Genomic DNA, 25,139 nt, shown 5'->3' with positions numbered 1-25,139 from the left:
TTATTGCCCCCTGCGCTACCGGCCGCTACGGACGCTGCGATCTTGGATGCATCTCGCACCCGCTGCGACCAGGCGCGCTCGAGCCTCCGCTTATAATTCCGGCCAGCCGGCCTGCTTTTTCGCCAATTTTGTAGCCAACCCATTTTCAGGAAATACGCCCCCATGAGGCGATTTGACCTCGTCGAGCCCCTGCTCATGCTTGCCACCGTGGCGCAGTGGCTGGCGCTGGCGACGCTGACGGGGGTGGTGGTCGGCTGCGGCACCAGCCTGTTCCTGCTGCCGCTGTATTACCTCACCGGGAAATCCGCCGCCGTGCCGCTGTGGGCGCAGATGATCCTGCTGCCGGTGGGCGGGCTGCTCAATGGCCTGCTGCTGTATTACGGATACCGCGCCAACAAGACCGGCCTGAAAGACTCCATGCTTGCGGCCGTGTACGACCAGGGCGGCAAGATGCCGTTCAAGACTTGCGTCATCAAGCCGGTGGCGGCGCTCATCACCCTGAGCTGCGGCGGCTCGGCGGGCAAAGAAGGGCCTTGCTCGCACATCGGGGCCTCGCTGGCGGCGGGCATAGGCCACGTGCTGAAGCTGAATACCGAACTGCAGCGCCGCATCGTCGCCTGCGGCGTCAGCGCCGGCTTTGCCAGCGTATTCGGCACACCCATCGCCGGCGCCATCTATGGCGTGGAAGTGCTGGCCATCGGCCGCATCCGCCACGACTTCCTGTTCCCCGCCATCATCGCCGGCATCACTTCATTCCAGGTCAGCAGGTGGCTGGGCATCCCCTACCAGTACTATCACATCCCGTCGCTGCCAGTCTTCTCGGAACTGCTGTTCATCGAGACCATAGGCATCGGCATGGTTTGCGGCCTGGTCGCCTGGCTGTTCGTCGACCTGATCCACTTCAGCCGCAACCTGTTCCAGCGCCTGCGGCTGCGCTACGACATCTGGCCGCCGCTGATGCCGCTGGCCGGCGGCATCCTGCTCGCACTGCTGATCCTGGCCATACCTACCGACTACCTGGGCCTGAGCCTGCCGCTGATGGATCGCGCCCTGTCCGGCGAGCCCATGCCGTATCTGGGATTCCTCTGGAAGAGCCTGCTGGTGGCCATTACGCTCGGCTCGGGCTTCTACGGCGGCATCGTCACCCCGCAGTTCGTCATAGGCGCCGTTACCGGCAATGCCTGCGCACATTTGCTGGGCATCAGTCCGATGCTCGGCGCGGCGGTCGGCCTGGTCGCGGTGGTGGCGGCATCGTCCAACACGCCCCTGGCCGCCATCCTGATGGGCGTGGAACTGTTCGGCGGCGCCGTAGGCATGATCTACGTGGCCGGCGGCGCCATCGCCGCCTACCTCATCATCGGCCACCGCAGCGTCTACCCCGACCAGCGCCTGGCGTATTCAAAGTCGTCGTGGCTCAAGGTCGTGCCCGATATGCCGGTCGGGCAGGAAAAGGCCCACCTGTCGTACGGGCTGCTCAGGTGGTGGAAGCGGCACTGACCGGATCCGGCGGCCGGGCCGTCCCGCGCGCCTAGATCGCAATGCCCGCGGCGCACCCCTCCGAGGTGGCCGACAGCACATCCCGGGCGTTGCGGCAGTCGCCGATGACATGGACATCGATGCCGGCATCTAGCAGCGGCTGCAATAATTCATCCGCCGGCCGGCGCGGCGTGCTGTAAGTCAAGAGCGATACGTCGTGGATGCGCACCGGCTCGCCGTTATACACATTGCATAGGTCGATCCAGCCATCTTCCAGACCGTCGCCCCACTTGAGTTCGCTAAGCACGAAGCTGTCGATTCTTTTCGTATAAAGGCGCCTCAGGATGCCCTGGCGGGTAACGACAGAGGTGTCTTTGGCCAGCGCATCCCGCGGGGTAACAATCACGACCCGGTCGAACAACGCACGCAACTGCTCGGCCGCGGCATAGGTGCCTTCAGTGTGATCCAGGTCATAGAGAACCGCGGCTCCGGGCTGCCGGCTGGCCAGCCCGCTCAGGCTCGACATCGCGGCCCGCAGATCCGGCACCAGGCCGGCGTCCCGGACATCCGCGGGCAGCCACGAGGGCGCGACCATGTCCGCTCCGCAAGCCAGTACGACGGCGTCGGGAGCCAGAGCGAAGATATCTTCCCGCGTAGCCTCCATGCCTAGCTGGAAACGGACGCCGGCCCCGAGCGCCTGCGTGTGTTGATAATCGTAGACGCTGCTGAAGGATTCGCCGCCTGGCAAGGTGCTGCGCAACCGGGCCTTGCCGCCGATTTGCCCCGTTCTGGAGAATACCGTGACATCGTGCCCACGGGCCGCGGCAATCCAGGCGGCCTCCATCCCCGCGACACCCGCGCCGATCACGGCAACGCGGCGCCGGCTCGTCGCAGGCGGCGGACGCCACAGGTTTTCATCAGGATGCGCCAGCAATGGATTGTTATCGCAGCGAATCGGCTGGCGCAGCGCGGTGGTGCACTCCCAACAGGTGTTGCACGAAACACAATAGCGGATGCTGTCGGTTCTTCCGCGTGCCGCCTTGAGCAGCCAATCGGGATCGGCGATCAGCGCACGGCCGACGGCGACAAGCTCGGCATCTCCGCGGCTCAGGATTCCCTCGGCCTCGGCCGGGTCGGTTATGCGCCCCAGGGCGGCAACGGGAATGCCCGCAACCGATTTGCGCAGCTCCTGGAGCTGCGGCAGATACGACAGGCGCGGCGCATGGCCGTCGGGCACGTGGCGCTCGAGAGCGCGCGAGTGGCTGCCGTAGGCAAAGCTGAGCATGTCGGGCGGGCCCGCAGCCGCCACAAGCCGGGCGATCGCACCCGCTTCCGCAATGTCTATGCTGCCTTCCAGGTAATCATCCCCTGGCAACTTGACGGCGATAATGAAATGAGACCCGCAGTTCGCACGGACTGCGGAAATCAGTTCGGCCAGTATGCGCACGCGGCCTGCACGATCGCCCCCGTATTCATCGGTACGGGCATTCATGCGGGGCGACAGGAATTGATGAAACAAGTGGCCGTGTCCCGCCGAGATTTCGATGCCGTCGAAGCCGCAGCGCTGCAACCGCCGGGCGGATCCCGCGAATTCTTCTATAAGGGCCCGGATCTCATCGAGCCGCAGCGCGCGCGGCATGGTCAGGCTCAGGTCGTCCGGAAGCGCCGAAGGGCCGATCGCGTCCGGGTTCCTGCCAGGAATATTGCGGCCGCGCCCGCGATCCACAAGCTGAGCCAGCAGCCGGGTGTCATGGAGCCGCACGGCCTGGGCCCACCGCTTCAACCCATCTTCGTGAGCATCATCCCACGCCTGCACCCAGTTGGGCACGCTCTGGCGCCGGATCATACCGACCGGCTCCGTAATGATCATGCCCGCACCGCCCCGGGCACGATTGGCGTAGTAGTGGATCAAGCGATCCGTCACGGCGCCTTGCGACGCCGAAAAAGTCGAAATGGCGGCGTGGATCAGCCGGTTCCGCAAAGTATGGCCCGCCAGCGTGAACGGGGACTGCAGCGCCGCGTAGGCCGATGGAGGCCGGTCTGGCAATGCCTGAGATACGGCGGTGTCGACCATTATTTCTTCTGGATGCGGATCTTGGCTTCTCGAACCACATCGCCCCAACGCTGCCGTTCCTGGGCGACGAACCGGGCAAATTCGGAGGGAGTCATGCTCGGTTGGAATACACCCAGCCCCAAAGTAGCCAGCATCGGTTCGGTGTGCGGATCCTGCAATATGTCGTTGACGGCCGCGGAAATCTTGCTGATGACGGCCTTGGGCGTATTCGCCGGCGCCATCAGCGAAAACCAGTTGGCGACCTGGAGGTTCTGGTAGCCTTCCTCTTTCAAGGTGGGCACTGCCGGCAACCCCGGGAAGCGCTGCGGAGTCGTGACGGCATAGACCTTGATTTTCTTGCCCGAGGACAAGACCTGGGCACGCCCAGCGGGCAGAACCATCATGTCGACCTCTCCGCCCATCAATGCGGTCACTGCGGGCGCCTCGCCCTGAAACGGAACATGCAGGATCTGCAGCCCAGCCTCGCGCTTGAACATTTCCATCACGATCTGCGATGCACTGCCCAGGCCAGCCGAGGAATACGTGTACTTGCCGGGGCTTTTCTTCACCACCTCTACCAGATCCTTGACGGTCGCCGCGGGAAAGTTCGCACGTGCGACGATGGAATAAGGATTGGTCGCAAAGGCTGCAATCGGAATGAAGTCCTTGGCGGCATCGTAGGGCAGCTTGCCATATGTGTACGGGTTGATGGCATGCGTCTCGGCGCTGGCCAGCAGCAAGGTGTAGCCGTCCGGCCGGCTATGGGCCACGGACGCAGCCCCGACTATGCCGGTCGCCCCGGGCTTGTTCTGAATCACGACGGACTCGCCCAGGCGCTTGGCAAGCGGTTCGGCGAATTTGCGCGCGGCAAGATCGGTGGTGCCTCCCGCCGGCCACGGCACGACGATCGTGACTGCCCTGCTGGGATAGTCGCTCGATGCTGCGCCGGCGGGCGCCACGAACAACGACGCGGCGGCGCCGAAACCCCAGCCCAGCGACACAAGCAGGCGGTACAGGCCGGCCTTGCGAAGCAAAGGAAACTTCATCATGTCTCTACTCCTTGTTTTTCTATGAGTGAAAGCCTGAACCCGCGGCCGCCCAAGCACATGGTGTGCGCATTCAATGCTACCGCCCGGACGCGCCCGGGTCATAATCATGTTTATATTCAACGTGATAGATATTCGTTATGACCACGACCTCGAATCATTTGGCGCAGCTCCGGATCAAGCACCTGATGTTGCTGCAGATGATCGATACGCACCGCTCGCTGCGCAAGGTGGGAGAAGCCATGCATTTGACGCAGCCGGCGATCACCGCGATGCTGAATGACCTGGAGCAGGCCTTCGAAGTATCCCTGGTGGCGCGCGACCGGCAAGGAGCCATGCTGACGCCCGCCGGGATCGCGACCAAGGCACGTCTGGCCGCGCTCTTGAATGAGCTGCATGCCGCCCGGGACGCCAATATCGCTTCGGCGAGCGGGCATTATCTGCGCATCGGGGTGCTGCCGGCGGCGATGATAGACCTGATTCCCGAGGTGATTGCGCTGATCAAGCAGCGCGGCGTCGATCTGGTGCTCAAATTCACCGAGAGCACGGTAGAGCATGCAATGGAAGCGCTCTACAACAACGAGCTGGACTGCGTGATCGGGCGGGTGGACGCAAAATCCCTGTCGCAGCTGCCTTATCGCGAGTTCTCTTTCGAGAAATTACTGGCAACTGGGCTGAAGCTCGCGTGCAGCCCCGACAATGAATTCGGCAAAAGGCCGTCGATCACGCTGGATGACCTGGTTCCGCAAAACTGGGCTCTGCTGTCAATCGATTCACAAACCAGAAACACCTTTGACCAGGCCTTCATTCAGAATGGGCTCGTGCCGCCAACTCCTGTAGTGGAATCGCTGTCCTTTTTTTCCAACCTGCACCTGGTTTCGGTATCGGATTTTCTGACCATCGCTCCCGCCACCGCGGTAGCCCGATTCGAGAAATTGAAGATGATTCGGCAGATCGCATTCGAATGGCCCATAAGCCCATCGCCGCTGCTGCTGATTACGCGCAACGAAAAGAACAGCATAGACTCGCTTGCCCGGTTCAGAACCATGCTCAAGGCATGTGCCGCACACCTGTAAGCCCTGCCGCGGCCACAGGCCCGGCATGCGCGCATGGCTTGGCGGGTTGGCGGCGCAAGGCCCGCCTGTCGTACGCGCTGCTTGGGTGGTGGAAGCGGCGCTGAAGCGCCGCCCCCGGGCTTTGCGCGCTACGACACGCTACGACGGATGCGCGGCGGAATCGGCTTTTTCCGCCTGAACGGACTTGACATGCAGGGGTGGGCAGTCCTGCATGCATGCCTGATCCTTCACGTCGGGGCGTGGGTCGGAAATGAATCCGTCGCGGTTCGGCATCTTGACCGCCATCAGCGACTTGGCGTCCAGCGTGCTGTCTTCCTTGACCAGGCCGTTCAAGTACAGCACATAGGCCGACACAGCATAGACCTGGTCGTTGCTGAGCGACTGCGGCGCGGTCATGGGCATGGCCCGCCGGATGTAGTCGTACAGCGTGGTCGCGTACGGCCAGTAGCTGCCCACGGTTTTTATCGGCTTGGCGTTGGCCAGCGTGCCCTGGCCGCCCTGCAGGCGGTCGCCCATGCCGCCTTCGCCTTTGGCCCCATGACAGGCCGCACAGCTGCTGTCGAATATTTTCTTGCCCTGGAGCACGGTGCCGCTGCCGGCCGGCAGGTTTTTGCCATCGGGCGCGATGTCTATATACCAGCCCGCGACCTGCTGCGGCGTGGCGGCATGGCCCAGCCCGTACTGGTGCGGCTGCGCAGGGCTTGCCGCCAGCACGGCCGCCGCGGGCAGCACACCCGCCAGACCACACAGCAGGCGCCGCGACAGAGGCAAAACGGGGCGATGTTCAGGCGTACGCATTGGTGAGCTCCCCGTTTTCGGCAATGCGCCAGGGCGTCATCGCATTGTTGTGATACGTGCCGTTGAGGCTTCTGAGCCGCACCAGTTCTTCCAGCGAGGGCTGCACATAGCCGGTTTCGTCGGTGGCGCGGCTGACGATCACCGCGGGCTTGCCGTCCCATTCCCACAACAGCCTGAAACGCGTCAAGGCCTTGGTGAGAACAGGCAGCTGCAATTCGGCGCGGCGCCAGTTGCGGCCGCCGTCCACGGACACGTCGACGTGGCTGATCTTGCCGTGGCCGCTCCAGGCGATGCCGCGGATTTCACAGACACCCTTGGGGATCTTCTGGCCGCCCGAAGGCGAGGTGATGATGGACTTGGCCTCCATGTAGAACGTGAATTGGCGGGCCTTGCCGTCGGCCTGCAGGTCGGTGTACTTGGAGGTTTCTTCGCGCGAATAGGCCGGGGCATCCACCACGTGCAGGCGCCGCAGCCACTTGACGTTCATGTTGCCCTCGAAGCCGGGCACCAGCAGGCGCAGCGGATAGCCCTGCTCGGGCCGCAGGCGCTCGCCATTCTGGCTATAGACCAGCAAGGCGTCGTCCAGGCATTTTTCCATGGGTATGCTGCGCGTCAGGGCCGCGGCATCGGCGCCTTCGGCCACCACCCACTTGGCGCTGGTATCGACCCCGATTTCCTCGAACACCGTCTTCAGCGGCACGCCCGTCCATTCGGCGCAGCTGACCAGCCCGTTTGCCTGCGCCGCGGTCTTGCCATGCACGCCATAGCCCGGGTTGCCGGAGCATTCCAGGAAGTGGATGCGCGACACCGAAGGAAAGCGGCGCAAATCTTCCATGGTGAACAGCCAGGGCTTCTCGACCTTGCCGTGGATCATCAGCCGATGCTGCGCCGGGTCGATGGCGGGCACGCCGCCATGGTGGCGCTGGTAGAACAGGCCATTGGGCGTGATGATGCCGTCCAGATCCTGCAAAGGCGACCGCGCCGACGAAGACCAGTACTGCTTGTCGGTGGGGCGCACATCCAGCGCCACGTCTTTTTCGAACGGCGAGGGCATGCCATACGGGTGCTTGCTGATGGGCTTGCCCGGCGTTTTGCTCCAGGGCGGTACGCCGGGCGGATATTCGGGCCCGGCCTGCGCTTGGGCGGCGGCCGGCGACGCGGACTCGCCCTGGGCGAAGGCACCGGTGGCCGCCGAGGCCATGGCCCCGGCCAGAACGCCGCCCGCATGTTGAAGGAAACGCCGCCGTTTCAATTCATCGCCCGCTATGGGTGCCACGGAAGCTGCGGATTGCACCAGTGAATCAGACTCCATATCTGCCTCCCAACAGAATAAGCCAACACTTACTGCCTTTATCCCGCGCCTTTACTCCGCCTTACGAGGCCGCCGGGCCAGAAACCACCGGCTTGCCCGCAACCCCTGGCGCTACGGCCCGGAACCGGATGCGCTGCAGCGCCCAGCGCGACGCGCCGGATGCGATATTGCGATATTGCGTAATTTGATGTTTTGCTCAGGATACTATCTTCAAAAGTCATATACAACACCGAGCGCCAGGCCGACAATGAACCATTACACGCGACATCCGGCACCTGAAACCGCCACCTGGAGCCGGGGCTGCGAGGGTTTTTCCTAGGAGAAAACCCGTAGTATTTTTTGACATCAAAATACGATAGAATTTTTTCCAGGGCTTCACCGCCCCCACCCTCAGGCTGACCCGTCCACCATGCCGAACATCCCGCAGTTCCCCTTCGTCTCCGTATCCGGCACAGCCGCACAACGCGGCCAGTCATACGGGCGCCAAGCCGCGGCGCGTATTGCCAAGAGCGCAGCCATGTATGGCCAGACGCTGGCCGCATTGGGCTACGAGGCGGCGGCGCGCAGCCGCCTCATCCAAAGTTTCGCCCGCGACATCGAAAGCTTCGCCCCGCACTACATTGAAGAAATGCACGGTATCGCAGAAGGCGCCAAAATACCGTTTGAAGATATTGTCATGATCAACGCGCGCACCGAGGTGGTCGCCAAGGCGCGCGCGGAACAAGACCAGGCCGCCGAGCTCGAACCCGACGACGGCTGCACCGGGGCGCTGATCCTGCCCAACCGTTCGGCCAACGGCAAGCTGCTGCATGGCCAGAACTGGGACTGGCGCGCCGAATGCGCCGAGACCTCTGTCGTGCTGCGCGTCCACAACGACGACGGCCCCGATTTCCTCACCTTCGTCGAGGCGGGCGGCCTGGCGCGCAGCGGCCTGAACAGCGCGGGCATTTCCATTACCGCCAACTACCTGGAATCCGAACGCGACTTCAGGCAGGTCGGCGTACCGCTGTCGCTGATCCGCCGCAAGGTGCTGGAACAGCAGCACTTCGCATTGGCCCTCAAGGCCGTGGCCTCCACGCCCAAGTCCTGCTCGAACAACATCATGCTGGGCATGGCCGAGGGCTTCGGCATCGATTACGAATGCGCCCCCGACGAGGCCTTTGCGCTGTATCCCGGCGCCGACGACCTGATCGTGCACGCCAACCACTGGGTCGACCCGGCGGCGCTGTGCAAGTTGCGCGACACGGGCCGCGCCAGCATGCCCGAAAGCGTTTATCGCGACTGGCGCGTACGCCGTTTGCTCAACGAAAAACAGCTGCTTACGCTCGACGACCTGAAGCGCGCCCTGTTCGACGACTTCGGCACCCCCTATTCGGTATGCCGGCCGCCGCGTCCGGGCAGCCACGCCAATCTTTCGGCCTCGGTCGCCATGGTCGTCATGGAGCCCGCTACGGGCACTATGGAAGTCGCGCCGCTGCCAGCGCAAAACCGTACCTTTACCCGCTACAGCCTCACGGCGGATCCGGAACTTGTCCCTTGCGGTTCCGCATAGCCGCGGCCCCGCGGCGCATCAGGAGGAATAAGCCATGAAGACCCCTACCCTACTGGCGGCGGCCGCCGCGCTGGCTCTGGGCGCCACGGCCGGCGCCGCCACGGCGCCCAGCACCATCCGCATCTCGGTCACGTCCGACATCCGCTCCAGCGAACCCGGGGTCAACCGCGACAGCAATAGCGATGCCGTGGTCATGCAGGTGGTCGAAGGCCTGGTGGCCTACGGCGAAGACGCCACGGTACGCCCGCTGCTGGCCAAGTCGGTGGACATCAGCCCGGACGGCAAGACCTACACCTTCAAGCTGCGTGTAGGCGTCAAATTCCAGAACGGCGCGCCCTTCAGCTCGGCCGACGTGCTCTGGACCTGGCAGCACGACATGGATCCCAAGACCGGCTGGCGCTGCCGCAGCGCCTTCGACGGGCGCGATGGCATGAAGGTAACCGGCGTGGACGCGCCCGACCCGCACACCGTGGTGTTTCATCTGTCGCAAGCCAACGGCCTGTTCCTGACTTCGCTGGCGCGCGTAGACTGCGGTGGCACCGGCATTTTGCAGCAAGCCTCGGTCAAGCCCGACGGCACCTGGGACAAGCCCATAGGTACCGGCCCCTTCGCCTTCGCCGAATGGCAGCGCGGCCAATATGTGCGCCTGACACGCTATGCCGGCTACGCCAATCCGCCGGGCAAATCCGACGGCTACACGGGCTCCAAGCGACCGCTGGTCGACGAAGTGCGCTTCATGGTGGTGCCCGACGCCTCGACGGCCAAGGCCGCCCTGCAGCGCGGCGACATCGACATCATCGACGACCTGCCCGACAGCGACGCAGCCGTGCTGGAAAAAGTGTCCGGCATCAAGGTGGCCCATGCCCCGGTGCTGAGCATGTCCGGGCTGCTGATGCAGACCCGCGACCCGCTGCTGTCCAACGTCAAGCTGCGCCAAGCCATCGCCCACGCCATCGACGGCAAGCAGTTGGTGGAAGCGGTTTCCTATGGCCTGGCGCAACCCAACAATTCGATCGTACCCAAGGCCTCTTCCTACTACGGGCCCGTAGAGCAAAAGGGCTGGGCCTACGATCCGGCGCTGTCGCGCAAGCTGCTGCAGGAAGCCGGCTACAAGGGCCAGACGCTGACACTGATGGCCACCAAGCGCTTTCCCCAGACATACCAGTCGGCAGTGCTGCTGCAGGCCATGCTGCAGGCGGCGGGCATCAACACTCGGCTCGAAGTCATGGAGTGGGCCGCGATGCTGGATCGCTACAACACCGGCAAATACCAGCTCATGTCGTTCCCGTACTCGGCGCGCATGGATCCGGCCCTGAGCTTCGACTCGATTACCGGCGACAAGAACAAGCAGCCGCGCAAGGTCTGGGACAATCCGCAAGCCATCAAGCTGATCAAAGAGGCCGACCTCGACGTCGACCATGCCGAGCGCCAGAAGATCTTCGACCGGCTGCACCAGATGTTCATTGCCGATGCGCCCATGGTGCCGCTGTACAACCCGGTGGACATCGTCGCCTATCGCAGCGACATCAAGGGCTACCGCCCCTGGGCCGTGAAATCGGCGCGGCTCTGGGAAGTGGAAAAGACCGCGAAGTAGTGTGGCGCCCGCGGAGCATCCCGCGGCTGCCGTTTTGATCGCGAATTCGTATCAGGCGCTTTGCCTGATGTGCGCCGTAATAACCTTCCGCAGGCGCCCGGCGTCGCGCGCCTCGAGGGCCTCGACGATCTGGAAATGCTCGCGCGCCGACTGCTCGATGCGAGCGCGCGTCCACCACTGTGTGGCCGGCGCCGCGGGTGCACGGCCGCGCATGTCCCCGATCAGGCCCACCAGCTCGCGGTTGGAACAAATGTCGTACACCGCCGCGTGGAAGGCCAGGTTGGCCTCGTACTGCTCGAGCAGCGTGCCCTCGCGCAGCAGGCCGGCGAAGCGTTCGGCCAGAGCGCGCAGGTTCTTGATGCCAGCCGCGCTCGCACTGGCGATCAGATCCGGCACGGCACCGGCTTCCAGCATGATGCGGACGTCGCGGATCTCGTCTTCGCTGCGCTCGCTCATGGCGTATACATGGTAGCCGCGATTGGGGATGTGCTCGATCAGGCGCTTGAGTACCAGCAGATCCAGCGCGCGCCGCACGTCCAGCCGCTTGGCGCCGTAGCGCTCCTGCATGTCTATCTGTTTCAGCCAGGCGCCCGCGCCATGAACCCCGGACTGTATGTCATGGGCAATGCGATCCGCCAGGCCGGGCTGCGTGGCCGCTTTTTTCGGCATAGGCGCGTCCCTCCTCGGTAACCCTCATGTGGAACTGTCATCGGCGGCAAGGCGCCAGCGCAGCCGCACTCCACCCTCGGCAGTCGATTCCAGCGCCGGGATCGCCGACAGCAGGCTGCGTGTGTATTCGTTGCGCGGCTGCTCGAAAATCTCGTCGCGCGTGCCCTGCTCGACAATGGCGCCCTCGCGCATCACCACGACCCGGTCGGCAACCTGCTCGATCACGCCCAGGTCGTGGCTGATGAACAGGCACGAGAAACCGTGGCGCTCTTGCAGGCTGGCGAACAGATCCAGCACCTGGGCGCGCACCGTCACGTCCAGCGCCGACACGGGTTCGTCGGCAATCACGAAAGACGGCCTGCGCACCACCGCCCGGGCAATCGCCACGCGCTGGCGCTGCCCGCCCGACAGCTCGTGCGGATAGCGGCGCGCGTAATCGCCGCCCAGGCCCACCTCTTCCAGCACCTCTTGCACCCGGGCCTGCTTGGCGGCGGCGTCCAGCCGCGTATAGGGGCGCAGGCCCTCGCCCACCTGCTGCCCTATGGTCATGCGCGGATCCAGCGACGAGTACGGATCCTGGAACACCATCTGGCAGTTCAGGCGATAATCGGCCCAGCCCGGCCCATGGCGGCCCGCCGCATGATGCCCCGCCGGGTGGCGCCCCACGGGCCTGCCCTGGAACAGCACCTGCCCACCGCTGGGCGCCAGCAGGCCCGCGATGACGCGGCCCAGCGTCGTCTTGCCGGAACCCGAGCCGCCCACCACCCCCACCACCTCGCCGGGCCGCACGTGCAGATCGATGCCGCGCAGCGCATGCACCGGCGCACTGCGCGAGAACAAGCGGCTGCGGCCGCGATATTCCACCTGCAGGCCTTTGACCTCGACGATCGGGTTCGCCGCCGGCTCGGGGCGTGCCGGGCGGGGCCGCGGCATGGCCTCGAGCAGCTTGCGCGTGTATGCGTGGCGCGGATGCGCCAGGATTTCCGCGGTCGAGCCCGTTTCCATGACCCTGCCGCCCTGCATCACCACCATGCGTTCGGTATAGCGCGCCACCATCGGCAGGTCGTGGCTGATCATCAGCACCGCCGTGCCGTGCTCGCGCGTCAGGCCCACCATCAGCTCCAGCACGTCGCGCTGCACCACGGCATCCAGCGCCGTGGTGGGTTCGTCGGCGATCAGCAGCGCCGGCTGCAGCAGCATCACCGAAGCCAGCATCATGCGCTGGCGCATGCCGCCCGAGAACTCGTGCGGCCAGGCCCGCAGCGCCGCGGCCGGATCGCGGATGCCGACGCGCGCCAGCATGTCCAGCACGCGTTGGCGGCGCGCCGCCGCACTCAAGTCCTTGCGGTGCAGCTCCAGGCCTTCCTCCAGCTGGCGCCCTATGGTCATGGACGGGTTCAGCGAGGTCATGGGCTCTTGGAACACCATGCCGATGCGCGCCCCGCGCAGGCGGCGCAGGGTACGCGCCGGCGCTTGCGTGATGTCGACGCCGTCGAAGCAGATGCTGCCGCCGCTGCGCACCAGGGGCGGCGGCGTCAGGCCGACGATGGCGCGCGCCACCTGGGTCTTGCCGCTGCCCGACTCGCCGACGATGCCCAGCATCTCGCCCGGCGCGATGTCGAAAGACACGTCGCTGACGATTTCACGCCCCGCCGCACCCACGCTCAATGACAAATGCGAGACCGAAACCAGCGGATTCACTGCGAGCCCCTCATGTGCGGATCGAGCAAGTCGCGGATCGCATCGCCCAGCAGATTGATACCCAGCAGCGCCAGGGCGATGCACAGGCCGGGCAATATCGACAGATACGTGGCCTGCGCCATGAAGGGCCGCGCCGCGGCCAGCATATTGCCCCAGGTGGGCGCCGGCGGCGGCACGCCCAGCCCCAGGAACGACAGCGCGCTTTCGGCCAGGATCACCCAGCCGAACATCGAAGTCGTCAGCACCGTCAGCGGCGCCACGCAATTGGGCAGCACGTGGCGGCACATGGTGTAGAGCTCGGAATTGCCCATCACCCGCGAGGCCTCGATGAATTCTTTCTCGCGCAGCGACAGCACCGAGCCGCGCACCACGCGCGTCACCGCCGGCGTGTAGGCCAGGCCCAGGGCAAGAATGATGCCGTACTCGTTGGCCCCCAGCACGGCCAGCAGGCCCAGGGCCAGCAACAGGCCGGGAAAAGCCAGCAGCGCATTATTGAAGGCCATGATGATGCGGTCGGTCCAGCCCCGCACGAAGCCGGTCACCACGCCGATGATGGTGCCGGCGACGACGGCGAAGGCTACCGTCAGCAGGCTGATCCAGACGCTGATGGACGCCCCGGCCATCAGCCGCGACAGTTCGTCGCGCCCGAACTCGTCGGTGCCCAGCAGGAACCGCGCGCCGGGCGGCTGCAGGCGCGCGGCGAAATTGATCTGCAGCGGATTGTGCGGCGTCCAGAGCACGCCCATTACCGCGGCGGCCACCACCAACGCCACGATGGCGCCGCCCACCAGCGCATTGGCCGCGTTGCGGCGCCTCATTCCGCCGCCACCCTGGGGTCGAACAGCGGATAGCAAAGGTCGATCACCAGATTCACCATTACATATATCACCGCCACGAACAGCAGGCAGCCCTGTATCACCGGATAATCGCGCGAGAAGATGGCGTCCACCAGCAGCCGGCCCAGGCCGGGTATGGTAAACACGGTTTCGACCACGGCGATGCCGCCCAGCAAATGCCCCAGCACCAGCCCGATCAGCGTCCAGGTCGGGCCGAAGGCATTGCGCAGCGCGTGGCGGGTAAGCACCGTGACCTCGGACAGCCCCTTGGCGCGGGCATGCGTGATGTAGTCCAGGCCCAGCACTTCCAGCGTGCTGGCCCGCGCCATGCGCATCAGCACGCCGATCTCGTGCAGGAACAGCGTCAGTACCGGCATGGCCAGGTACAGCAGGCCGGCCTTCCAGTCGGTACTGACCGACACATATCCCACCACCGGCAGCCACTGCAGCTTCAGGCCGAACAGGATCAGCAGCAGCAGGCCCATCCAGAACGTGGGTATGGACACCAGCAGGGTGGCCGCGCCCACCAGGCAGAAGTCGGGCGCACGGTTCTGCTTCCAGGCCGCAATCATGCCCACGGGCACCGCCACCAGGCTGGCGAAGATTACGGCCGCCACCACGATCTGCGCGCTGACCAGGAAACGGCTCCAGACCAGTTCCAGCACCGGCTGGCCGGTGCTGATGGATACGCCCAGGTCACCATGCAGCATGTGCCGCAGCCAGATGCCGAACTGCACCGCCACGCTCTGGTTCAGGCCCATGCGCGCGCGCAAATCCGCCAGGCTGGCCGGGGTTGCCAGGTCGCCCAGCAGCAGCTGCGCCGGGTCGCCGGGAATCAGGCGGATCAGCACGAACACCGCCACCGACACGATCAACAGCGTCGGTATGGCCATGACTACCCGCGACATTATGAAACGCAGCATGGGCGCTCCAGGCTCCTGGTTCCATACGCGCCGGCGTTGACGGCGGCTTTCATTTCTTCGCGGGGCTAGACCGGTGCGGGCGAAGGGGTCAGCGCCCGCCGGGGCTGGGGCTTGGGTTTGAACCTGGGCCCGGGCTTGCGGCCGTATTCCCCCTGCCGCCCGCACGCCGCGCGCGCAGCGCCGCAGCCAGGAAGTCCTGGATATGGCCGGCACACTTGATGCCATCGTGCGGCACGTTTTCGACTATATCCAGCGTCACCGCCACGCCCGCGTCTTCGAAAGAACGCTTCAAGGTCTGCAGGCGTTCGGGACGCGTGCGCCCGGCGTCGTTGGCGCCCGGCATATAGAACTTGCCGCCGGGCTTGTGCGTGATTTCCCAGGTTTCGATATCGGCCTTGCCGACGATCATGTGCACCGCCACTTGCCGCAGCGCATCGAGGTCGAGCGCCGTGCCGAATTGCGCCTGCATGTCGCGCACCCCCACCCACCAGTCGCGCTCGGGATCGAGCAGCGTAACCGAGCCCGGCGCGCCTATGGATGCGGCCCACAGGCGATCGGGGTGCAGCAACGCAAAACGGTTCACGAACTGGCCGCCGCCGGAATAGCCGCAAAGCGCAAAGCGGCTGAAATCGCACTGGAATTTTTGCGCGACCTCGTCGACCATGCCCAGCAGCACCTGGTCGTAGCGGATATCGCCCTCGCGCAACTGCTTGAAGCCGTCGCGGTTGCCGTCGCCCAGCACCCCCACCGGAAACAGCGGGCACAGCACCATGCAGTCATTCCAGCGGGCGAACTCGGCGTACGCGTCGCGATATTCCGTGAATGAACGCGCGGTGCCGTGTATGAACACGACCAACTCCATCGCCTGCCCCGCCTGCTGAATATGCGGCGGCACGTACGTGCAGTAGGAAAACCGCGGGTCGCAGCGCGCCGCGAAAATCGTGCTGGGACCAAAATCGTACATGGCCCGCGCACGGGAATCCGCAGTTTGCGGCGGGTCGATCGGTGTAGCCGTCATCAGATTCCCCTGTGGCCCTGCAAGATCGTATAAGGCGGTGCCGAGCACCGGGATGCCGGCACGGATGCCATCTTTTCCAGTGACACCGCCACCCTGTATCGATACGACATAAATTGGCGCCAATTTTAGAAAGGCCGATAGGTGGCGGCAAGAGGGAAATCCCTAGTGCGATGCCTTCGAAGCTCGCGCTCATCATGAAGCCGACGGATACGGGTGTGAATTTCCAAACCAAAACACTAAACGCCGACACGACAGCGCATCAATCCAGCGCCAGATCGGCCGCTGCCACCGCGTGCAGCGTGGTCGTATCGAACACGGGTACAGGGCTGTCTTGCTGCCCCACCAGCAGCATGATTTCCGTGCATCCCAGGATGATCGCCTCGGCTCCTTGCGCGGCAAGCGCGCGCATCACATGCCGATAGGCTTCGCGCGACTCGGGCCGCACGCGCCCCTGCACCAGCTCTTCGTAAATAATGCGGTGCACCGTCTGCCGCCCCTGTGCGTCGGGCGTCAGCACCTGCAGGCCATGCTCGCGCTGCAGCCGGCCTTTGTAGAAATCCTGTTCCATGGTGAAAGCCGTGCCCAGCAAGCCCACCCGGCGCAAGCCCGCCTCTTTGATGCGCCGCGCGGTCGGATCCGCGATATGCAGCAGCGGTATGCCCACCGCCCGCTGCACTTCGTCGGCCATCTTGTGCATGGTGTTGGTGCAGATCACCAGGAACGAAGCGCCGCCCCGTTCCAGACTGCGCGCCGCCTCGATCATCTCGCGCGTCGCCCCGTCCCAGTCGCCCGCGTGCTGCAGCGCCTCGATCTCGGCAAAATCGAAAGACCACATCAAACAGCGCGCCGAACTCACCCCGCCCAGCCGCTCACGCACACGCTGGTTGATGATGCGGTAGTACTCCAAAGAGCTTTCCCAGCTCATACCGCCTATCAGGCCGATGATTTTTTGAGGCATTGCCTACCCTCCTCGATTAGCGCCGATTGCGTCATGCCTCGAATATCCAGCAGGCGGCACCCCGTTGGCAAGGATATCAGGCTGCGCAGCGAGCCGGGCGGATTAAGGTTCCGAGCTTTCACCACATCGCCAGGAACAACTTTCGCGACTGGCCGGCGCACGCCACAAAGCCATATCGCTGATAGAACTGCGCGGCCGCCGCACTTTTGGTGTCGACCACAATGCCCGCACTGCCGACGCGCAAGGCCGCCTGCCGCGCCCGCATGATCGCATCGGCGAGCAAGAAGCGGCCCAGGCCTTGGGACTGCACGTCCGAACGCACGGCCAGGCGGCCCAGGCGCGTAACAGGAATCCGCTTCGGATAACGGCGGGATGTTTGCTGCGGAAGGTCTTCGATTACGACCAACGCGGACGACAGGGCGTAGAACCCGAGTATGGAGGCCACGGTAATGCCCTGGAACCCGGCATCCAGCCATTCGTCCGCCACCCCCTGCGCCTCCGGAACCGCCACTACCGTACGGGAAATGCCCTTGGCCTGATGCTGCAGCGCTGTGTGCCGCAACCACGTATCGAGTGCTGCGACGCCGCAGTCAAACCCGTTTCGATCGTGGCCGCCAGTCAATTGCTCCAGTCTGATCATTGCGTCGCGCCGTGTAGTCGTCCAGGGCCGCCCTCAATTGCTTATTGGGCGGCAGGGGGTTTTCGAGGGCCGCGAACAAGCCTTCGGCTTCGCGCGCCGACAGGCGTATTACCCGTTCCTGCTCGATGATGCGCTCGGCCTCGCGCAGCGCGCTCTGCACGATGAACTGATTCACCGTCGATCCGATCATACCCGCCGCCGTCTCTAATGTTTCCTGCACCGAGACGGATACGCGCGCGGTAATTCGTCCGCGATCCTGAGTGCCTGTCGTCATTTCGTGCTCCGCTATCACCTTACGGGACTATTATATGTCGTGGTGCCATTTTGGCACCACTATTATGCGCAAAATTATCAGGAACTCATGCCCTGCCGCCGCGCTGCGGCGATGTCGCGCCGGGGGCTCAAAAAGCCGTTGCAGCGGCAATATGCCGCAAGACGATCCGCGGAATCACCTCGATCAGCTAAAAGCCGCCGCCATACTCCATGCTCGTTACCGCCCAGGCTCGAACGCCTGCTGTACCTGCTTCGGCGCGGTGATGCCGTTGGCGATCAGCAATTGCGTCAGCACCCGCGCCTTCTGCGGGTTCAGATCCAGGGCGGCAACGAAGCCCAGCCTGTCGTCGTCGACCTCGACGTTGCGCGCCACGAATCCGGAATGAGCCCGCGTCGAACGCACCACGACCAGACCCTGCCGCACGGCGCTCTCCATGGCGTCCAGCGCCTGCTTGGAGGTGTTGCCGCCGCCCACGCCGGCCAGCACGATGCCCTTGGCGCCGTCGGCCACGGCGTGCTCGATCTGCGCGGCACCCATATTGCTGTGCGAGTAGACAATGTCTACACGTGGCAGACTGTCGCCAGCCGGCAGCGCGTAGGGTTTGCCATGGCGCGGCGCGGGCGGCGCCGCCACGTAGCGCACGCCGGCGGGGTCGACATAGCCGACGGGGCCGGTGTTGGGTGACATGAAGGTCTGGACGCTGGAGGTATTGGCCTTGGTGGCTCCGCGGGCGCTTTCTACGGTGTCGTTCATTACTATCAACACGCCGCGGCCGCGCGTAGCCGGGCTGGCCGCGACCTCGATTGCCTCATACAGGTTGCGCGGGCCGTCGGCCCCGATCGCGGTCGACGGACGCATGGCACCGGTCAGCACCACCGGCATGCTGGTGCGCAGCACCTCGTCCAGGAAGAACGCGGTTTCCTCCATGGTGTCCGTGCCGTGCGTAACGACCACGCCGTCGGCCTCGTGCTGCTCGGCGATGCGCCGGATCCGGTGCGCAAGCTTGATCCACACCTGGTCGTTCATGTCCTGCGAGCCGATGGATGCGATCTGCTCGGCGCTGATGCGGGCCAGCCTGGACAGACCGGGAACCGATTCGAGCAGTTGTGCGGCGCTGACCTCGCCCGCGTTGTATCCGGTAGCCGAACGGGCATCGGCCTTGCCGGCAATGGTGCCGCCGGTGGCCAGCACGATGATGTGCGGCAGCGCGCGGCCCGGTTCATCGCCGCTGCTTGCATTCTTCGCCCCCGAGGCGCTGGCCGTACCCTCGCCGGCATGGGCCGGCATGCCGCCGCACATAGCCGCCAGCGACAGGCCGATGCCTGCGCACAAGGCCGCGGCACGCTGGCCGGCCAGCCAGAATCGGCTCGAAATCGCGTATTCCATTAAGCCCCCGAGGGTGGTAGAGATGCATGCGGATGGTTTGCGCCGATTTTACGGGGCAATTCCACCTTTGGGGATGGCGCGGCCCGCCCAGGCCGCCCCGGCGCTGTGATATATCGGCCCTATGGCAGGCCAGGCGGTTACGCTATATACTGTACATAAATACAGTATTTTCGGAGCCTAGCCATGCATACCGCCGCAATCAAAGGCAGGGGCAGCCTCTCCAACAAAACGCCTCGCTTCGAAGCCTTGCAGCGCGAAGCCATCGACGACGACTGGGCGCCGGGCGAACCCATCGCAGCCCCGCGGCGCCCCACCACCGTGGCGCTCGAGCAGGCCAAGTCCATTATTTCCCACAACAGTTCGCCCGACATCTATTTCGACCAGTCCATCAACCCCTATCGCGGCTGCGAGCACGGCTGCGTCTATTGCTACGCGCGGCCCACCCACGCCTATCTCAACCTGTCTCCCGGGCTGGATTTCGAAACCCGCCTGTACGCCAAACAGAACGCGGCCGAAGTGCTGCGCAAAGAACTGTCCAGCCCGTCCTACATACCCAAGCTCATCGCGCTGGGCGCGAATACCGATCCCTACCAGCCCATAGAACGGCGCCTGCGCATCACCGGTGCCATCCTGGCCGTACTGGAAGAATTCAACCACCCGGTGGCCATCACCACCAAGTCGGCTTCCGTCACGCAAGACCTGGACGTCCTGGCCCGCATGGCCGCCAAGGGCCTGGCGCGGGTATTCATCTCCATCGGTTCGCTCGACGGCGACATCGCGCGTACGCTAGAACCGCGCGCCAGCGCACCGGGCGCGCGCATGCAGGCCATCCGCAAGCTCAGCGTAGCCGGCATTCCTACCGGGGTAATCGTGGCCCCCGTCATCCCGGCGCTCAACGACGTCGACATCGAAAAAATCCTTTTCGCCGCGCGCGACGCGGGCGCGCAAGACGCCGCCTATAACGTCCTGCGCCTGCCGCTCGAAGTCGCCGATCTGTTCCGCGAATGGCTGCTGCGCCACTACCCCTTGCGGGCGGCCCACGTCATGAACCTGGTCCGGCAGATGCGTGGCGGCAAGGAATACGATTCCGACTTCCGCACCCGCATGCGCGGCAGCGGCGTCTACGCCGACCTGATCCGCCAGCGCTTCCGCCGCGCCTGCGCCCAGGCCGGCCTGAACCAGCGGCGCACGCTGTTGCGCACCGACCTCTTTGTCCGGGCTCAGGCGCCCCAGCCGCTGCGGCGCCAGGCCCCGGAACGCTGGCCGCCGCAACATCGGGCCGCAGCACATCGCGTACAGGAAGAAAGCCCCCAATTGAAGCTCTTCTGACTCTCCGCCTGCCCATCGGCCAGCCAGGGCAGGCGTGCCGCAATCCAGCCACGCTGCATGGCCAGGCGCGCGGCAACCTCGGCTCAGTTGCCACCTTCATTGCGGATCCACATCAGGCCACGGTCGCGCATTCCCCACACAGCCGCAAATCAGGCCGCGGCAAAGCACCATTCCTCGTAATGGTATGCCGCCCCAATCGCGCGCCAGGCCCTATCATGAAGGCACCATGCCCATGGCGCCTTCCGCCGCGGCCCTGCTTGCTGCGCGTATCCGGCGAACAGGGCATTAGTCTCTTTCGGCTCGGAAACTCAAATGACCTACCCTTCCTTTTTCGACGCGGCCAGAACCATCACCATGCAGGATCCGCTGGCCGCCCTGCTCGGCGCCGCCGACCAGGGCATCATCCGCTACACCTATGCCGACGTGGTCAAGCTGGCCGGGCACTCCTGCCCCACCGTGGCCGGCGCCTACCTCATGACGCTCAAGGCCCTGGAAAAACTCTACGGCGACGCCTTGCCGCAACGCGGCGAGATCAAGGTGGAATTCCACGACGCGCAGCAAAACGGCGTAACCGGCGTCATCGCCAACGTCGCCAGCTACATTACCGGCGCCACCACCGACAACGGTTTCAAGGGCCTGGGCGGCCAGTACGACCGCCGCAACCTGCTGTTCTTCAACGTTCCCATGGACGGCGAAATCCGCTACACGCGCATCGACACCGGCGCCAGCACCACCGTGGAATACCACCCCGAAATGGTTTCCTCCGTGCCCACGGTCAGAAGCCTGCTGCCCAAAGTCGTAGGCGGCTACGCCAGCGACGACGACCGGCGCAACTTTGCCGACGGCTGGCAAGACCGCGTACGGCGTATCCTGGAACAGGCCGACGACCCAAGGCTGGTCGTCGCTTTGTAGGCAAAGGCCGGCAAGTCCGAGCCCAAAGGTAGGTGGGCGCGGCTGGGCCACGGCAGCGGCGGTTGTGGCAGCGGGAATACGGCAGGAATATGCCCGGCCCGTCGTACGGCACGGCCCGCCTGGCCCATCTCATCTGCATTCAGGCCTACTGAACCCGCAAGCTCCGAGCCGATACTGGGGATCCGCCCAAAGATCCGTGCAACTCACAGCCCGTGGATAGCCCGGCCTTCAGCCCTTTGCCTTCGCCGCCCTACAGGCCAGCATCGCCTCTCCGAGCGCAGTATCGCCCTGCGCGATCAGCGCCTTGCCGGCGCCCTCCAGGTCGCGCGCCTCGCGATTCTGGCTGAGCTTGAACTTGCCGACCAGCCGCGTGATCTCGATCTCCAGCCCGACAATGGCCCGTAGCATGGAATCGATGAAATCCGCCGGACTGTCGGTCATCTTCCACGGCACCGGCTGGGACGCCTCGTGCGTGCGCGTCAGGCGCGCCACCAGCCCGCGCACAAAACTCTCGTCGTCGCGCACCGTAACCTTGCCGTGCGCATGCGCCACCATGTAATTCCAGGTCGGCACCGACTTATGGAATTCATGCTTGCTGGGGTACCAGTTGGGCGAGATATAGCCGTGCTCGGCGCGGAACACCACCAGCACCTCGTCGCCGTCATGCAGCTCGCGCCACACCGGATTGGCGCGCGCCACGTGCGCCAGCAACACCCCTTGCGGGCCCGCCGCGGGGTCGAGTTCAAAAGGCATATGGTTGGCGTCCAGCCCGCCCTCGCCATGGGTGACCAGCACGCCAAAGGGGTGTCTGGTGATCAGTTCATGCAGGACTTGGGGGCGGGATTCTTCGAAATGTGTGGGCAGGTACATAAGGGGCTTCGAGATAGAGGCGATAAGCGTCGTTTATCCAGCTACAGGGAATAAGCGCGAGGGTTCTATTCTGCACCCATCCGCTCGAAAGCGTAAGAATCCCCCAGACAGAATCCCCCAGACGCGGGAAGTAGCCCAACTTGGGCATACTTGATTAATTGCTTTAATACATGTGCCAACAAGCCCCCCCGATTACAAGTTGACATCTCTCTGCACAGGTATATTATTTATTACAATTAGAATTGTATTGATAATAATAGTCGAGGAGGCGAGATGGCGATACAAGCAGTCCAGCCTACCTTCTACGCGCACTCGACTGACGACACCACCAAGCGAAACTGGCAGCCGTTGCGCAACCACTTGGTCGCAGTAGGGGCCGCAGCTGCATCCAAGGCCGCCATATTTAATGCTCAAGACCTAGCAGAGCCCCAAGGACGGCTACACGACGTTGGTAAATACACCCACGACTATCAGCGCCGCATCGCTGGCGATGCGATACGCGTAGATCACGCCACACGCGGCGCCATGCTGGCGGTGGAACGGTATAAAAACAGCCGAATAGGTTATTTGTTGGCCTATGGCATTGCCGGCCATCACGCCGGCTTGGCCAATGGATCGGAAAGCGCAGAGCGCACCTCCTTGCGCGACCGCCTCAAAGGTTTGGGCCTTCCGCCTTTGCTCGAACAGTGGCAGCAGGAAATCACACTGCCAGAGCATATTTCCCTACCTTCTTCTCTAAAAGCGCGTAGCCGGGAGCGCAGCAATTTTCAACTGTCCTTCCTGGTTCGCATGCTGTTTTCCTGCCTGGTCGATGCAGACTACCTGGATACCGAAGCGTTCTACGACCAAGTAGAAGGAAGAGCATCCGCCAGAAAGGCATCTCTGCCTACCCTACCAGCCCTACGCGACCTGCTGGAAGAATATCTGACAAGCTTCAAACCAGACACACCTGTGAACCAAATACGGGCCAGCATCCTGCGCCATGTGCGCGATCAGGCGCAACTGGCACCCGGCCTGTTTTCCTTGACCGTACCGACCGGCGGCGGCAAGACATTGGCCTCGCTGGCCTTTGCGCTGGATCATGCAATCCAGCATGGCTTGCGGCGCGTGATTTTCGTCATTCCTTTCACCAGCATCGTGGAACAGAACGCCGCCGTTTTCCGCACCGCCCTGAGCCCGTTGGGCGACAGAGCAGTGCTGGAACACCACAGCGCGTTCGTTGCCGCGCCTCCGCCTCGCGACGAGCCCGAACTATATCAAGCGCGCGAGAAGCTTCGACTGTCCATGGAAAACTGGGACGCCCCCATCGTCGTCACGACCGCCGTACAGTTCTTCGAAAGCCTTTTCGCGGCCCGGCCATCCGCATGCCGCAAACTGCATAACATCGCCGGCAGCGTGATCATTCTGGACGAGGCGCAGACACTGCCACTCAAAGTCCTGCGCCCCTGCATAGCGGCCATCGACGAACTGGCTCTGAATTACCGCAGCAGCATCGTATTGTGCACGGCGACCCAGCCGGCATTGCAGTCCCCAAACTTCGAAGGAGGGCTGCAGAACGTTAGGGAAATCGCCTCTGATCCTCCAGAGCTGTTCCGCCAACTGAAGCGCGTGCGTGTCAGGCACATCGGGACTCTCGACGATGCGCAACTCACTGGCTATTTACGTGCCCGCCCCCAGGTTTTATGCATCGTCAACAACCGTCGCCATGCCAGAGCCGTTTACCAGAGCCTCGCCGACCTGCCGGGAGCCCGGCACCTGAGCACTTTGATGTGCGCCAGACACCGCAGCGCCGTACTGTCTGAAATCCGCGCCATGCTCAAGCGAGGCGAAGCATGCCGCCTGGCGGCGACATCCCTGGTCGAGGCCGGTGTCGACATTTCGCTGCCCACGGTGCTGCGCGCCGAGGCCGGCCTGGATTCGATCGCACAGGCGGCAGGCCGCTGCAACCGGAACGGGGAATGGGCCGCCGAGAACAGCGAAGTGCTGATATTCGCGCCCGCCGACGAGGGCTGGGCCCCGCCACCAGAGCTGAGGCAATTCGCACAGGCGGCCCGTGAAATATTGCGCCAACACGGCGCGGATCCCTTGTCCCCCGAGGCCATCAAGGCCTACTTCCAACACCTCTATTGGCAAAAAGGCAGCAAAGAACTGGACGCCAACGATTTGCTGGGCATGCTGCAAGCCAGTGGCATCGACAGCTTGCCAATGGAAACCCTGGCAACTCGTTTTCGCATGATAGACAGCGCCCAGATGCCCGTGATCGTGCCTTACGACAAAGAGGCACGAGATATGATCAATAAGCTGCGCCATGCCGAGAAAAGCGGTGGACTGGCACGCGCGCTACAACCTTATCTGATACAGGTGCCGCGTCAGGGCTTCGACGCCCTGCGCAACGCCGGAGCCGTCCAGCCAATTGCCTTCGACAAATGGGGAGAGCAGTTCATGGAACTTGTGAATATGGACATTTACAGCGAGCAGTTCGGTCTCTGGTGGGAAGACCCGACTTTTGTGAAGATCGCGAGCATGATGATTTAGGGCTGCTGGGGATAAACTACATTTTTGCATTTGAACTACCTAGAATATATAATTTGGCTTCCATCAACATAGAGGCCACGTCCATGCCGCCCGACGACAAAAACAACCGGCCAAATTTAGAGATTGATTTGAAGGTTCGCGTGTGGCCATGCGGGTGTTCTTCTTTATGGAGATGGGTTGT

The 25,139-nt window shown here is 64.0% G+C and carries 21 protein-coding genes; 7 read left to right on the top strand and 14 right to left on the bottom strand.

The genetic code is table 11. The features are described from left to right. Positions 1-162 precede the first annotated feature (162 nt). Complete coding sequence (locus tag CEY11_RS07220) at positions 163-1,497, top strand: chloride channel protein (RefSeq protein WP_198958846.1); 1,335 nt, start codon at positions 163-165, stop codon at positions 1,495-1,497. 31 nt (positions 1,498-1,528) lie between these two features. Here the strand turns inward: CEY11_RS07220 and CEY11_RS07215 are convergent, their stop codons facing one another. Together CEY11_RS07215 and CEY11_RS07210 are read right to left on the bottom strand one after the other, a co-directional pair. Next, the gene (locus CEY11_RS07215) at positions 1,529-3,550 is read right to left on the bottom strand and encodes an oxidoreductase (RefSeq protein WP_088602654.1); all 2,022 of its coding nucleotides are present in this window, start codon (positions 3,548-3,550) and stop codon (positions 1,529-1,531) included. After that, positions 3,550-4,578 carry a Bug family tripartite tricarboxylate transporter substrate binding protein gene (locus CEY11_RS07210; RefSeq protein ID WP_158215224.1) on the bottom strand — a complete coding sequence of 343 codons (1,029 nt, stop codon included), beginning with the start codon at positions 4,576-4,578 and terminating at the stop codon, positions 3,550-3,552. The genes CEY11_RS07215 and CEY11_RS07210 overlap by 1 nt, the downstream gene beginning before the upstream one ends. Before the next feature lie 137 nt (positions 4,579-4,715). On the opposite strand from CEY11_RS07210, the gene CEY11_RS07205 reads away from it, so the two are divergent. Further along, positions 4,716-5,651 carry a LysR family transcriptional regulator gene (locus CEY11_RS07205; protein ID WP_088602652.1) on the top strand — a complete coding sequence of 312 codons (936 nt, stop codon included), beginning with the start codon at positions 4,716-4,718 and terminating at the stop codon, positions 5,649-5,651. Between the two features lie 138 nt (positions 5,652-5,789). Here CEY11_RS07205 and CEY11_RS07200 read toward each other — a convergent pair whose 3' ends face one another. Both CEY11_RS07200 and soxC read right to left on the bottom strand, forming a co-directional pair. Further along, complete coding sequence (locus tag CEY11_RS07200) at positions 5,790-6,449, bottom strand: c-type cytochrome (protein WP_088602651.1); 660 nt, start codon at positions 6,447-6,449, stop codon at positions 5,790-5,792. Continuing rightward, positions 6,436-7,761 carry a sulfite dehydrogenase gene (soxC, locus tag CEY11_RS07195; RefSeq protein ID WP_088602650.1) on the bottom strand — a complete coding sequence of 442 codons (1,326 nt, stop codon included), beginning with the start codon at positions 7,759-7,761 and terminating at the stop codon, positions 6,436-6,438. The genes CEY11_RS07200 and soxC overlap by 14 nt, the downstream gene beginning before the upstream one ends. A gap of 409 nt (positions 7,762-8,170) precedes the next feature. Between soxC and CEY11_RS07190 the strand changes: the two genes are divergently transcribed. Together CEY11_RS07190 and CEY11_RS07185 are read left to right on the top strand one after the other, a co-directional pair. Beyond that, positions 8,171-9,313 carry a C45 family autoproteolytic acyltransferase/hydolase gene (locus CEY11_RS07190; protein ID WP_088602649.1) on the top strand — a complete coding sequence of 381 codons (1,143 nt, stop codon included), beginning with the start codon at positions 8,171-8,173 and terminating at the stop codon, positions 9,311-9,313. A gap of 34 nt (positions 9,314-9,347) precedes the next feature. After that, the gene (locus CEY11_RS07185; protein WP_088602648.1) at positions 9,348-10,907 is read left to right on the top strand and encodes an ABC transporter substrate-binding protein; all 1,560 of its coding nucleotides are present in this window, start codon (positions 9,348-9,350) and stop codon (positions 10,905-10,907) included. Positions 10,908-10,958: 51 nt separating this feature from the next. Here CEY11_RS07185 and CEY11_RS07180 read toward each other — a convergent pair whose 3' ends face one another. The 9 genes from CEY11_RS07180 to CEY11_RS07140 form a co-directional block, all read right to left on the bottom strand. Next, a complete protein-coding gene (locus tag CEY11_RS07180) occupies positions 10,959-11,576 on the bottom strand; it encodes a GntR family transcriptional regulator (protein ID WP_088602647.1) in 618 nt (205 codons plus the stop codon). 24 nt (positions 11,577-11,600) lie between these two features. Further along, entirely contained in the window at positions 11,601-13,277 is a 1,677-nt protein-coding gene (locus tag CEY11_RS07175) for a dipeptide ABC transporter ATP-binding protein (RefSeq protein ID WP_088602646.1), read from the bottom strand. Continuing rightward, positions 13,274-14,095 (bottom strand): ABC transporter permease, encoded by an 822-nt coding sequence (locus tag CEY11_RS07170; protein WP_088602645.1) that lies wholly within the window; start codon positions 14,093-14,095, stop codon positions 13,274-13,276. The genes CEY11_RS07175 and CEY11_RS07170 overlap by 4 nt, the downstream gene beginning before the upstream one ends. Then, positions 14,092-15,036 (bottom strand): ABC transporter permease, encoded by a 945-nt coding sequence (locus CEY11_RS07165; RefSeq protein WP_088602644.1) that lies wholly within the window; start codon positions 15,034-15,036, stop codon positions 14,092-14,094. The genes CEY11_RS07170 and CEY11_RS07165 overlap by 4 nt, the downstream gene beginning before the upstream one ends. 88 nt (positions 15,037-15,124) lie before the next feature. Beyond that, a complete protein-coding gene (locus CEY11_RS07160) occupies positions 15,125-16,054 on the bottom strand; it encodes a hydrolase (RefSeq protein ID WP_088602643.1) in 930 nt (309 codons plus the stop codon). Between the two features lie 259 nt (positions 16,055-16,313). Further along, the gene (locus CEY11_RS07155) at positions 16,314-17,012 is read right to left on the bottom strand and encodes an aspartate/glutamate racemase family protein (protein ID WP_088602642.1); all 699 of its coding nucleotides are present in this window, start codon (positions 17,010-17,012) and stop codon (positions 16,314-16,316) included. A 118-nt stretch (positions 17,013-17,130) separates the two neighbouring features. After that, a complete protein-coding gene (locus CEY11_RS07150) occupies positions 17,131-17,652 on the bottom strand; it encodes a GNAT family N-acetyltransferase (RefSeq protein WP_088602641.1) in 522 nt (173 codons plus the stop codon). Next, positions 17,603-17,926, bottom strand: coding sequence for a type II toxin-antitoxin system TacA family antitoxin (locus tag CEY11_RS07145; protein ID WP_088602640.1), 324 nt, complete (start codon positions 17,924-17,926; stop codon positions 17,603-17,605). Before CEY11_RS07145 ends, CEY11_RS07150 begins: the two co-directional genes overlap by 50 nt. A 216-nt stretch (positions 17,927-18,142) precedes the next feature. Continuing rightward, on the bottom strand, positions 18,143-19,225 hold the full coding sequence (locus tag CEY11_RS07140; RefSeq protein WP_088602771.1) for an asparaginase: 1,083 nt from the start codon (positions 19,223-19,225) through the stop codon (positions 18,143-18,145). A 270-nt stretch (positions 19,226-19,495) separates the two neighbouring features. Between CEY11_RS07140 and CEY11_RS07135 the strand changes: the two genes are divergently transcribed. Together CEY11_RS07135 and CEY11_RS07130 are read left to right on the top strand one after the other, a co-directional pair. Continuing rightward, complete coding sequence (locus CEY11_RS07135) at positions 19,496-20,641, top strand: PA0069 family radical SAM protein (RefSeq protein ID WP_088602639.1); 1,146 nt, start codon at positions 19,496-19,498, stop codon at positions 20,639-20,641. A gap of 312 nt (positions 20,642-20,953) precedes the next feature. Beyond that, complete coding sequence (locus CEY11_RS07130; RefSeq protein WP_088602638.1) at positions 20,954-21,553, top strand: hypothetical protein; 600 nt, start codon at positions 20,954-20,956, stop codon at positions 21,551-21,553. Between the two features lie 228 nt (positions 21,554-21,781). On the opposite strand, the gene CEY11_RS07125 is transcribed toward CEY11_RS07130, so the two are convergent. Further along, entirely contained in the window at positions 21,782-22,423 is a 642-nt protein-coding gene (locus CEY11_RS07125; protein ID WP_088602637.1) for an FMN-binding negative transcriptional regulator, read from the bottom strand. A gap of 273 nt (positions 22,424-22,696) precedes the next feature. Here CEY11_RS07125 and CEY11_RS07120 point away from each other — a divergent pair, with 273 nt between their 5' ends. Then, positions 22,697-24,958: a CRISPR-associated helicase/endonuclease Cas3 gene (locus tag CEY11_RS07120; protein WP_088602636.1), complete on the top strand. Its 2,262-nt coding sequence runs from the start codon at positions 22,697-22,699 to the stop codon at positions 24,956-24,958. The last annotated feature ends 181 nt before the right edge of the window (positions 24,959-25,139 follow it).

It is taken from the genome of Candidimonas nitroreducens, from assembly GCF_002209565.1.
Taxonomy (GTDB): Bacteria; Pseudomonadota; Gammaproteobacteria; order Burkholderiales; family Burkholderiaceae_B; genus Candidimonas; species Candidimonas nitroreducens.
This window is presented reverse-complemented; position numbering and strand designations above follow the sequence as displayed.